Origin of the sequence: Methylocella silvestris BL2 (genome assembly GCF_000021745.1) — a bacterium.
In the GTDB taxonomy this organism is placed as follows: domain Bacteria; phylum Pseudomonadota; class Alphaproteobacteria; order Rhizobiales; family Beijerinckiaceae; genus Methylocapsa; species Methylocapsa silvestris.
Genome location: NC_011666.1, coordinates 2,377,409 through 2,388,638 on the forward strand (window position 1 = coordinate 2,377,409; position 11,230 = coordinate 2,388,638).

Annotated in this window: 12 protein-coding genes and 1 tRNA gene; 2 read left to right on the plus strand and 11 right to left on the minus strand. The window is 61.8% G+C overall.

What is annotated here, in order from left to right:
* Positions 1-13: 13 nt before the first annotated feature.
* From MSIL_RS11225 to fabA, 9 genes are all read right to left on the minus strand, one after another.
* Positions 14-1,678, minus strand: a complete 1,665-nt coding sequence (locus MSIL_RS11225; protein WP_012591202.1) for a DNA primase family protein — start codon at positions 1,676-1,678, stop codon at positions 14-16.
* Positions 1,679-2,845, minus strand: coding sequence for a DUF7146 domain-containing protein (locus MSIL_RS11230; RefSeq protein WP_012591203.1), 1,167 nt, complete (start codon positions 2,843-2,845; stop codon positions 1,679-1,681). It lies immediately after the preceding gene.
* Positions 2,846-2,958: 113 nt separating this feature from the next.
* Positions 2,959-3,147 carry a helix-turn-helix domain-containing protein gene (locus MSIL_RS11235; RefSeq protein ID WP_012591204.1) on the minus strand — a complete coding sequence of 63 codons (189 nt, stop codon included), beginning with the start codon at positions 3,145-3,147 and terminating at the stop codon, positions 2,959-2,961.
* 60 nt (positions 3,148-3,207) lie between these two features.
* Positions 3,208-3,789 (minus strand): helix-turn-helix domain-containing protein, encoded by a 582-nt coding sequence (locus MSIL_RS11240; protein ID WP_012591205.1) that lies wholly within the window; start codon positions 3,787-3,789, stop codon positions 3,208-3,210.
* An 83-nt stretch (positions 3,790-3,872) separates the two neighbouring features.
* Positions 3,873-5,087 carry a tyrosine-type recombinase/integrase gene (locus tag MSIL_RS11245; protein WP_012591206.1) on the minus strand — a complete coding sequence of 405 codons (1,215 nt, stop codon included), beginning with the start codon at positions 5,085-5,087 and terminating at the stop codon, positions 3,873-3,875.
* 158 nt (positions 5,088-5,245) lie between these two features.
* Positions 5,246-5,335: transfer RNA gene (locus tag MSIL_RS11250), tRNA-Ser, on the minus strand.
* 180 nt (positions 5,336-5,515) lie between these two features.
* A complete protein-coding gene (gene fabI / locus MSIL_RS11255; RefSeq protein WP_012591207.1) occupies positions 5,516-6,304 on the minus strand; it encodes an enoyl-ACP reductase FabI in 789 nt (262 codons plus the stop codon).
* A 37-nt stretch (positions 6,305-6,341) separates the two neighbouring features.
* The gene (gene fabB / locus MSIL_RS11260; RefSeq protein ID WP_012591208.1) at positions 6,342-7,565 is read right to left on the minus strand and encodes a beta-ketoacyl-ACP synthase I; all 1,224 of its coding nucleotides are present in this window, start codon (positions 7,563-7,565) and stop codon (positions 6,342-6,344) included.
* Positions 7,566-7,706: 141 nt separating this feature from the next.
* Positions 7,707-8,234, minus strand: a complete 528-nt coding sequence (gene fabA / locus MSIL_RS11265) for a bifunctional 3-hydroxydecanoyl-ACP dehydratase/trans-2-decenoyl-ACP isomerase (RefSeq protein ID WP_012591209.1) — start codon at positions 8,232-8,234, stop codon at positions 7,707-7,709.
* A gap of 245 nt (positions 8,235-8,479) precedes the next feature.
* Here fabA and MSIL_RS11270 point away from each other — a divergent pair, with 245 nt between their 5' ends.
* Positions 8,480-9,469 (plus strand): Tim44 domain-containing protein, encoded by a 990-nt coding sequence (locus tag MSIL_RS11270; protein WP_012591210.1) that lies wholly within the window; start codon positions 8,480-8,482, stop codon positions 9,467-9,469.
* A gap of 169 nt (positions 9,470-9,638) precedes the next feature.
* Positions 9,639-10,253 carry an HAD family hydrolase gene (locus MSIL_RS20200; RefSeq protein WP_012591211.1) on the plus strand — a complete coding sequence of 205 codons (615 nt, stop codon included), beginning with the start codon at positions 9,639-9,641 and terminating at the stop codon, positions 10,251-10,253.
* Between the two features lie 114 nt (positions 10,254-10,367).
* On the opposite strand, the gene MSIL_RS11280 is transcribed toward MSIL_RS20200, so the two are convergent.
* The gene (locus MSIL_RS11280) at positions 10,368-10,727 is read right to left on the minus strand and encodes a HesB/IscA family protein (protein ID WP_012591212.1); all 360 of its coding nucleotides are present in this window, start codon (positions 10,725-10,727) and stop codon (positions 10,368-10,370) included.
* 196 nt (positions 10,728-10,923) lie between these two features.
* Entirely contained in the window at positions 10,924-11,229 is a 306-nt protein-coding gene (locus MSIL_RS11285) for a hypothetical protein (protein WP_012591213.1), read from the minus strand.
* Position 11,230: the final 1 nt, after the last annotated feature.

The window sequence follows — 11,230 nt, forward strand, 5'->3', positions numbered from 1 at the left end:
GGATAGAGCGGCGCTAGCCGTCAAAACGCTGCCCTTCGCGCTCCAGCTCCTCGCCGCGCCACGCGTGGCCCGATTGATCGACAAAGTCGGTAACGCCTTTGGTAAGCTCGATATCGAGCCAATAAACGTTCACCGACTTCTTTGCGGCAAGTCCGCGCTCTTTCATAGCCGCGCCAAGTCCCTTAGCCGACCATACAGCCTCGCCGTTGGACTTCGCCCAGGCGGCGAACAGCGCGTGCATGTCTGTCGCCTGGACGCGTTTGCCGATCGCCTGCCGCGTGCAAGCCTCAAGAAATCGGCCGAGGGGATCGCTGTCCGATCGATAATCCGCCGTCGCCGCCGCAACGCTGCTCGGGATACGCAACCCGCCATCGAGCCATGCGCAGAGGCCGTCGAGCAACCGGTTGAGAACTCCGGACGCTTCGCCGCGAAGCTTTTCTTCAAGCCTCGGATCGCGCTTGTCGGCGGGAAAATAGACGCCCCACGGCACGAGCACGAGGCGGTTCCAAATGCCTTCGTCGGCGCCCGTGATGCGCGGGCGATAATTGCCTTGCATCGTCAATTTTGCTTGCGGCGTGAAGGCAAAAAAGCCCTTGTTGAGATGACGCGCCTTGATCACGTCGCCGCCGGAAAAAAGCTTGATCAGGCCTTCGTCCAAGGTCGCGCCTTTTTTCGGCTCCGAAGTCGTCAACATCCTGACCCCAGGCAAGCCGGCAAGATCCGGCGTCGCCTGTCCGCCAGCGCGCGCACGGCCGCTATCGAGAAAGCTCTCTATCGGAATAGAGTCGGCGTAATCGCCGGCGACGAAAGAAATCGTTTTGACCCAAACCGATTTGCCGTTGCGGCCTTTGCCGTAATGGAAGGTGATTTTCTGTTCGCTGGTATCGCCGGTTAGGGAAAGACCAGCCCATTGATTGAGAAAAATCTGCACGTCGCGGCCGCCCGCCGCATCCGGCGGCTGCACCTCGTCAAGAAATCGATCGTAACGAGGGCAGACCGCTTCCGCGTCATATCCCACTGGCGAAATTTTGGTAATGTAGTCCGCCGGGTCATGCCGCTTGAGAACGACGTAAGGTCCATCGTCGCGCTTGGCGATATGAAGCGTTCCATTGGCGACGCTGATTTTCATCTTGTCCGCGTCAAGATCGCCGACCTGAATCGAAAGCATGGAATCGGCGCGCTTTGAAATCGACGCCATCCGATTTGCAGCTTCCGAGGTCCGCCCCCAAACTGCGATCTTGTCCGACAACAGCGTTTCTTTGCCCTTCGCGTCGATAAAGACGGCGTCATGGCCCGATTCACGCAAGGCTACAGCCTCATCCTGGATCGCGCGCACCGTCACATGTTCGGCGCGTTTCACAACCTCTTCGGCGCCCTCGCGCGCCCAGCGCCTGCCGTCCCAATGAAGCCAGCCAATGTCCGGGCAATATCGCAAATTGTCCTTATGTCGCGCCGCAAATCGTTCGGCGTTGCCAAGATCGGTCAACGGAAAGTGCGCGAGATGAAGATTGATGCTATCGGCGTCCGTTCCACGGTCTCGTTCGCTACTGTTGTCGGCGTCATCCTCTTCGACTTTTTGAGCCAACGCATCGTCTGCAATCGTCTCGCTGGCGCGGTTAGGAAACGCGAGGATCTCCGCCCCCGGAGCGGCCGCAACGATATCGTTCGGATCGGCCATCTAGGCGTTTGCCTCCGCAGCCACTCGTAGCCACGCGAGCCGCATATCATTGAAGTCACGTCCGGCTACCGCCATGAACAGCCGAATCACTAGCCAGGGATAGGCGCGGGAAAATCGCTTTGCCGCGCGCTCATAGGCCTTGCGCGTAAAAAAAGACTCGCTGTCCGCGTCTCCAAGCAACCACAAATCGGTGATGCCGCGCGCGATAGGAATCAGCGGAAAATCCGGATCGTCTTTCGGCTCGTTATTTGGAACGAGCAGGCGTCGCTCGACACCATTGCGATCAGCTCTTTTGAGGGTGGGATGCGCAACGCGTCCGGCGGCTGGACCGCATAAATTGCCCAGATCGACCGCCGCTCGAAACTCCGCACCTTCGAGCAAGGGATCGTTGGCCTCGCGCATGGCGGCGTGGACCGAAAGCACCGTTTCGATCCCCTCACCGAGAAAGAGCCGGCGACAAATTTGCCTGTCGCCCGGAAACTCCGCCGTCTCAGGTCGCCGCAAAAGTACTGTGCCCCCCTTGATCGAGCCCCGCGCCTTCTTGGACGGTAGAACTTCACCCGTCTCCGGATGGATTATGAGAGCTTTCCCTTTCGGCTGCGCGAGATCAATCCAAGTCCGCTGCACGCCGGAAAAGCGTCCGCTCGCACCCTCGATGGCCGCGATCAGCGCCGGGCCGGAATGCACGATTTTTCCACCCTGGTCCTTTGGGCGATCCCACAACTGCGCATTGGCGTGAAACCTCAGGCGCGCACCTGGTGGCGATTCAACACCGCGTAATTTGAGATAGGCTTCTCCAGTCGTGCCAGCGATCGGCGCGGCCTCGATCCAAAGCCTTCGCGCCGCCCGACGCTCGCGCTCGCGAAAGTGCTGCTCTGTTTTCGCGCCATCTTGTTCCCGCCGCCAATCGGCGCGCGCCGAGGCGAGCCCGTTTTCGCGCGTGCGTTTGGCTTCGTCGTACTCCACAGGCCCGAGGCCAGGCGGAAGCTCGCCAAGGATCGTCTCGACCGCGACGAGAAAACTCGAGCCATCAATATGTTGCGCCAAGGCGATGGCGTCGCCGCCAATTCCCGAAGCGCGGCAATACCAGACGTTTTTGCGTAAGTTCACGGCGAAGCGGTCGCGGCCGCCACAGCCAGGACATGGCACGCCGGCGTCGCCGAGCATACTTCGCGTCCAAACACTACGACGTTCGAGCTCGCTGCGAACGCTACGAGCTCTGCCCTTATCGAGCCATTGTTCGAACGCCTCAGATCGAGCGTGCATCGAAACACGCTGTGCTATTTAGAAATCTTGAGAAGTCGCGCGATTTCAGCCTCTGGGATGATCCGGCGACGGCCGACAAGAACGGAACCCAGCATTCCCGAATTGATGGCTTTATAAATGCTGTTTCTGCCAAGTCCCGTCGTCTCGATGGCCTCTTTGACGCTGTAGGCGAGTTTCTTTGGTTTGTCGTCACTTCCCGGCATCTAAAAACTCCTGTAGCACGATATTCAAGCATTGTGTACTAATGCCAACCATCGGCAATTTTACGTCCGCAAAAGGGGCGCGAGCGCCGAGCTTAAATTGACATTAATTGACCAGCTCTTAGCCAGCACGTTGACCGGAATTTCAATTGAAGTCGCGCCCCAATCCTCGGATTCAACGGGACGATTCTCTTCCATTACCGCGAATTTCTCCGGCTGCTTCAGCTCGTTCAGCGAAGCAGCGGAAACCAAGCTAGTCCACCCAATCTTGCCCAAGTCATCCATGAAAAGGGTTACGACCTCATGTCTGCCTAGCAAGGCGCGGCCTACGGGAGTCATCTCCATCGCCATGCGCCATCCACATTTCGGTTCTTCGGCATGGGTGAGAAACTCACGGAAGAAATCGATGAAATCTTTTATGTCCGCGAAGGGCAGGTGCACCTTCTTCAATGCGGATGCCAGCAAAGCCCAAGTGCGCTCGCCATAGAGAGGACCTGCCGCGGCGAACTCTCTTGAATTCCCGCGACCCTTCCGTCTCGTTTCGGGATTGGGCTTTAATATCCCGATGTCGCACCAAAACTGGAGAGTGCGCACCGACTCGCCCGTGTCTTTTACGAGGTCGCCGATTCCTACGACGTCAGCCAAAGCTCTCTCCGCACGATTCAGGCACATTCGATCCAGTACACAATAAACAGTCTGTGTGTCAATGCGCCACGATAGGACGGCTCTCACTGAGTGCGTTTATGGCCTAGGCAAAAAGCAGCCCAATCCTCCATGAGCGGGCGCCGCCTCTCAAGCGCATCGCCGCGACGGTAGGCGAGCTCTGTCGCATCGCCGGCTACATGCGCCAACGCCGCTTCGGCGATCTCCCGCGGAAAACTTGTCGCGTCGCCGGCCCAATCGCGAAAAGAGCTTCTAAAACCGTGCGCAGTCACATGATCGGCCTTCATGCGGCGCAGCAACATGACAAACGCATGGGATGATAACGAACGCCTGAAATCTTGGCCGGAAAAAATGAAGGCGCCCGTTTTTGTCTTGGCGAGGTTTTCGAGGATCTCCAACGCCCTGCTAGAAAGCGGCACGCGATGCTCCCGGCCGCCTTTCATGCGTCGCGCCGAGATCACCCAAACCTTCGCTGCAAGGTCGACCTCGCTCCACTCCGCGCTGAGAACTTCGCTTGAGCGCGCGGCCGTCAGGATCAAAAATTCGAGCGCCAGTGCAGCGACAGCGGGGCGCTTTCGAAGGCGCGCAAGGAACTCGGGCAGCTCACCGTAAGGCATTGCGGCGTGATGGCCGCGGTAAAGCTTCTTGGGGGCGGGGAGCAGCTTGTCGAGGTGGCCTTTCCATCGGGCCGGGTTCGGCCGATCGGCTCCCGAATGGCCCGCCACGCGCGCGGCGTCGAGCACGGCCTCGATGCGGCCGCGCAGCCGCGATGCGGTCTCAGGCTTTGCTTGCCATACGGGTTGCAGGGCGGCGAGAACGGCCTGCGTATCGACCTCCTCGACGGGCATATTCCAAAGGGAGGCCGCATAGGTTTCGAGGGTCATGCGCCATTGCGCGCGATGTTTGGCGTTGCGCCAGCCGGCCTCTTTGGCAGCGAGGAGGCTGTCGGCGACCTGGCCGAATGTGCGCCGAGCTTGTTCCGCTTCGACGATTGCTTGCCGGGCCTCCCGCTCGGCCTGCTTGGCCGCGAGCGGATCAATCCCGTCGGCGAGCATTTGGCGCAACTCTCCGGCTTTAACCCGCGCCTTTGCGAGCGGCATCCTGGCGACCGAGCCGAGCCCGGCTTCCCTTTGCCGGCCGCCCTGGACATACATGAAAGTCCAGCGTTTCGAGCCGCTGCGTTCGATTCTTAGATAGAGATTTCCGCCATCGGCATGACGGCCGGGTTTGGTTAGGGCCGCGACGGTGCGCGCGGATAACCTGTTGATCTTATTAACCACCGGTTTTTGTCCGCCGTACCTCTCTGTCCTAGTCGCCTATCCTAGTCGCTGACGGTGCTTGAGGCAAATAATGAGAAACGTGATAAAACGGCATATCCGTCAACTCATTGATGTTTTATGGAGTTTCGGACAACGGGGGACGGTCAAAAACAGGTGGCTGGCGGAGAGGGAGGGATTTGAACCCCCGATAGGCTTGCGCCTATGCCGCATTTCGAGTGCGGTGCATTCGACCACTCTGCCACCTCTCCGTGGGTCGGCGCTGGCGTCCGCAGGACGCCGCGTGATGCTTGGGCGAGAGCTCGTTACAGCTCAGCTCGCCCTTAGCTGTGGCCATGGGCGCAATAGCATGGCGCTTGCCCCCTTACAAGCGCTCGGGGCAGACTTGCCACAGGCTGCGGCAGGCCGGCGCGGCCTCGCGACTGGCGCCCCTATTCGCTGCCTCTCATATCGTCCGGATGCGGCATCGAGATGATGTTGTAGCCGGCGTCGACATAATGGATCTCGCCGGTCACGCCGCTCGACAGATCCGACAGGAGATAGAGCGCCGCGCCGCCGACGTCGTCGATGTCGACGGTCCGGCGCAGCGGCGCATGGGCCTTCTGAAAATTGAACATGAAGCGCGCGTCGGCGATGCCGGCCCCGGCCAGCGTGCGCACCGGCCCGGCCGAGATGGCGTTGACCCGCACCCCCTGCGGCCCGAAATCGGCGGCGAGATAGCGCACGCTCGCCTCGAGCGCGGCCTTGGCGACCCCCATCACATTGTAATTGGGCATCACGCGGGAGGATCCACCGAACGTCAGGGTCAGCATCGCGCCGCCCGCCGGCATCAGCGGCGCGGCGCGCGCCGCCGCCTCGGTGAAAGAGAAGGCCGAGACCAGCATGGTGCGCTGGAAATTGGCGCGGCTGGTGTCGGCGTAGCGTCCTTTCAGCTCCGCCTTGTCGGAAAAAGCGATGCAATGGATGAGAAAGTCGAGCCCGCCCCAAAGCTCCTTCACGGCGGAGAAGACGGCGTCGAGGGAGGCGAGATCCTCGACGTCGCAAGGCAGCACGAAGCTGGAGCCCAGCCCCGCCGCAAGCGGCTTGACGCGCTTGCCGAGCGCTTCGCCTTGATAGGTGAAGGCAAGCTGAGCCCCTTGCGCGGCGAGGGCGCGGGCGGCGCCATAGGCGATCGAATGATCGTTGGCGACGCCCATCACGAGGCCGCGCCTGCCCGCCATCAGCGAGCCTTCAAACGACTTTCGGTCCGCCCCTGATTCAGGCGTCGACATGCTTGAAAACGATGCTGGCGTTGGTGCCGCCAAAGCCGAAGGAGTTTGACAGCACGGCGCGCAGCGAGACATCGTCGCGGCGCTCGCGCACGATGTCCATGTCGGCGAAGGCCGGATCAAGCTCGTCGATATTGGCGCTGGCGCAGATGAAGCCGCTTTGCATCATCAGAAGCGAATAGATCGCCTCCTGCACACCGGTCGCGCCGAGCGAATGGCCGGTCAGCGACTTTGTGCCCGCAATCGGCGGCGACTTGTCCCCTGAGCCGAACACCGCCCGCAAGGCCTCGATCTCCTTGACGTCGCCGACGCCGGTCGAGGTCGCATGCGGATTGATATAGTCGATCGGAATTTTGACGTCCTGCAAAGCCATCTTCATGCAGCGGACAGCGCCCTCCCCTGACGGCGCCACCATGTCATAGCCGTCCGAGCTGAGGCCGTAGCCGATGATTTCGCCGTAAATTTTCGCGCCGCGCGCCTTGGCGCGCTCATATTCCTCAAGGACCAGAACCCCAGCGCCGCCGGCGATGACGAAGCCGTCGCGATTCTTGTCGAACGCGCGGGAAGCCGCCTTCGGCCGGTCATTATAGGCGGAGGACATCGCCCCCATCGCGTCGAAAAAGACGGAGAGCGTCCAGTCGAGCTCCTCGCAGCCGCCGGCGAACATGATGTCCTGCTTGCCATATTGAATCATTTCATAGGCGTTGCCGATGCAATGATTGGAGGTGGCGCAGGCCGACGAGATCGAATAATTGACGCCCCTGATCTTGAACCAGGTCGCCAGCGTCGCGGAAGCGGTCGAGGACATCGCCTTCGGCACGGCGAAAGGCCCGATCTTCTTCGGCCCCTTGGTGCGGGCGATGTCGGCGCCTTCCACAATGGTCTTCAGGGAGGCTCCGCCCGAGCCCATGATGATGCCCGTGCGCTCATTCGAGACCTCGTCCTCGCCAAGCCCCGAATCGAGGATCGCCTGGTCCATGGCGACATGGTTCCAGGCGCCGCCGCGGGCGAGAAAGCGCATCGCCCGGCGATCGATCATCCCGTCGGGCTCAAGCGTCGGCATGCCGTGGACCTGGCTTCGGAAGCCGAGTTCGGCGTATTTTTCGGCGCGGACGATGCCGGATCTTCCCTCGCGCAGAGAGGCGAGAACTTCCTGCGTATTGTTGCCGATCGATGAGACGATGCCCATCCCGGTGACGACGACGCGTCTCATAGCGTTACTCCTGGCTGCCCCTGACGCATGGTCCGCCCCGGGCGCAGCGCTCAAATCCTGCCGTTTCCAAATCGAATCATGAGCCGGAACTCAAATCCATCGGCAAAGAACCTCGACAAGGCGGCTACCTCGCCTCGCCCTTTACCCTGCGGCCGGCGCCGTGAACAAGCCGACTTTCAGATCCTTGGCTTCATATATGCGCACGCCGTCGGCTTCCAGCCACCCATCCGCAATGCCAAGGTTCAGTTTGGTCTTGAACACGCGCTTGATGTCGACGCCATAGACGACCCGCTTGACCGTCGGCAGCACCTGATCGGCGAATTTGACTTCGCCGACGCCGAGCGCCCGGCCGCGGCCGGAAAGGTCAAGCCAGCCAAGATAGAAGCCGAGCAGCTGCCATAGCGCGTCAAGCCCGAGGCAACCTGGCATGACCGGATCACCCTTGAAATGACAGCCGAAAAACCAGAGATCGGGCTTGATCTCGAATTCGGCGCGGATAAAGCCCTTGCCGTTGGGGCCGCCCGTCTCCGACAATTCCGGGATGCGGTCAAACATCAGCATGGGCGGCAGGGGCAATTGCGGATTGCCGGGACCGAACAGTTCGCCTCGCGCGCAGGCAATCAGATCTTCGTATTCGAAGCTTTGACGCCGCTTGCTCACATCGTTCACGCCAGGGTCTCCGTTCTGCGGCCAGCGGCATAGCCGCGAAAACGCGGCGTTCTAACACAGCCATCCTTGAGCCGGAAGCGCCGAAGGCGGAAATCGCAGCCAGGAGGGCCCCACGACGACGGAAATCAAGCCTCACGCGTGGTTCGGGCGTATTCTCAAGGCGCGGCCTCTTCTTTTTGTCACACCGCATTCCTATGTTTCGCGCGATGGCGGCCCATGCCGCCCGCCACCAGGATTGAATTGCTATGGCGATCCGCCACAAAACCCTCGTTATGATTCTCGCGCTGGCGCTCGCGGCGGGGTTTTCCGCCGACGCCTTCGCGCGCGCCGGCAGCGGCGGCTCCTTCGGCAGCCGCGGCTCGCGCACCTTTAGCGCGCCCCCTTCGACCTCGACCGCGCCGCGCGGGGCCTCTCCGTTCGAACGTTCGATGACCCCCAATCAGGGCATGTTCCGGCCAAATAGCGGCGCTGCCGGCGCCTCGCGCGGCGGCCTTTTTTCCGGATTTGGCGGCGGTCTGCTCGGCGGCCTGCTCGGAGCCGGCTTGATCGGCATGCTATTCGGCCATGGGTTCGGCGGCGGCCTTGGCGGCGGGATGTCCTTCATTGGTCTGCTGCTCCAGCTGGCGCTGCTGTTCTTCGTGGTCCGCTTCGCGATGAATTATTTCCGCAATCGCCGCCCCGCGATGCAGGGCGCGGGTTATGGCGGCGCGCCCGGCGCGGGGCCGTTCGGCTCCAATCGCGACAATCAGGGCTACGGCCGGCCGCAGCAGGGCTATGGCGCCGGACCGTTCGCGGGCGCTGCGCCAGGCGGGCGCCAATCGCCGCTTCAGATCCAGCCGGCCGATTTCAGCGCCTTCGAGCAGCGTCTGTTCGCCGTGCAGAAGGCCTATAGCGATGAGGATATGAACGCGCTGCGCGCGCTATCGACGCCCGAGATGGCCTCCTATTTCGCCGAAGAGCTTGGCGAAAACGCCCGCAAGGGCGTCGTCAACAAGCTCTCCAAGGTCGAATTCTTGCAAGGCGATCTGGCCGAGGCCTGGAGCGAGGCGAACGGCGACTACGCCAGCGTCGCGATGCGGTTCTCGATGATCGACCAGACGCTCGACCGCGCCACGGGCCGGCTCGTCGCCGGCGATCCATCGGCGCCGCAACAGGCGACCGAGATCTGGACGTTTACACGGCGTTCGGGCGGCGGCGCGCAGGACTGGAAGCTTTCGGGCATCCAGCAGGCGTAACCTTCCTGAAAATCGTTCTGCGCGCTTCCGCCAGGAGGCCGCAGGGGGAGGAGCTGGTCTTTCAGTGCGTTGCGGTGCCCGTCGCTGAGGATGCGGAGAACGCAGATTCGGAACATCCAAGCGCCGTGTGGGTCTTCAAATCCACACGTCTTGCGGCTAGGCTTCTTCCATGCAGCCATCCGTTCCGACGATTATCTTCGACCTTGGCGGCGTTCTGATCCGCCATGACAATGAGCTCTTGTTCGAGCGCCTCGCCGCCTGCTGCGTCGATCCAGTCGCGGCGCGGCCGCAAATCACGCGGGCGCTCGACGATGAGGCGATCGGCACCGGCAAGCTCAGCGTCGAGGCGCTGCACGCAAAGCTCGTCGCCGAGCACGGCTTCGCGCAGGCCTATCCGCATTTTCTCGATTTATGGAGCAGCCATTTCAGCGCCGAGCCCGGCATGGAGGCGCTGCTTTGCGCCCTGGCGGAGCGCTATCGCGTGGTCATCTTCTCCAACACCAATGCGGCTCATATCGACCATATCAAGGAAAAATATCCGGTCTTCGCGCGCGCCCACGCCGCCTATGTGTCCTACGAGCTTGGCCTCGTGAAACCCTACGCCGAAGCGTTCCGCAAGGTGCTGGAGCTAGAGGGGCGCAAACCGGAAGAGTGCATTTTTATCGACGACCGGCCGGAAAACACCGCCGCGGCCGAATCCCTCGGCATAAGGACGGTGACCTTTACGGACGATGCCGCGCTCAAGGCGGCGATTTCGGAATATGGCGTCGCGGTCGACGCGTGAAACTCCCTCATCCTGTGCGGAGAGGAGGCTCAGGCTCCGCGCATGCCACGCGATTGGCCAGCGAGCTTAGGGCGTTGGTACCTAAGAGGAGGCGCGCCTCGCTCGACGGGTGAATTACCCGTGCGCGGGCGTGATCGAAACCGATTCGCCGCAGCCGCAGGCCGACGTCTGATTGGGGTTTTTGAAGGTAAAGCTCGCGGCGAATTTATCCGTCTCGAAGTCGAGCTTGGTGCCCAGCAGGAACATGAGATCTTTCGGCGCGATCAGGATATTGACGCCCTGATCCTCGACGATCTCATCACCCGGCGTGACTTCATCTGCAAGATCAAGCGTATAGGTCATACCAGCGCAGCCGCCATTCTTGATGCCGACCTTGATCCCGGCGACCGGCTTGCCCGCCCCCGCAATGAGGTCGCGCGCGCGCGCAGCAGCGGCCTCCGTCAGGGACAAGACTGAAAATTTCGAATTGGCCATAAACCTCTCCACTCGGACCCGCGCCTTTGGCGCCGGCCATATCCAATATAGACCGTCCGTGCGGCAATGTTTAGAGGCCAGCGGAGACTGTTTGAAAACGCCCGCGTCGCCAAGGCCTTATGGCCGGACGAAGCTGTGGCCGCCCTTCGAGACGGACGCGCGTCCGTCTCCGCATGAGGGGCGATAGGGCCTCCAGCTACTTTGCTTGCCCGTCTTTCGGCGATCCGACGTCGCGAAACGTCTCCGGCTCGAAATCGGCGAAGTCGAGCGCTTCGACCTGCCGCAACAGCGCGGCTCTCGCCTTCGCGCCGCTGAGCAGCAGGGTCTGCCCGCTCCAGCCGCTCACCGCGAGCGTCCCGCCCCGCAGCGCCGCCGTATAATTGCCAACCTCGGACAGCGTCTCGACGGCGCGGAAAAAATCATGGCGATCCTGCTCGTCGGCCGGCTCGTTTTCGTCCAGCCAGCCGGCAATATCGGTTGTCGTCGCGACAGGCTCCTTCACT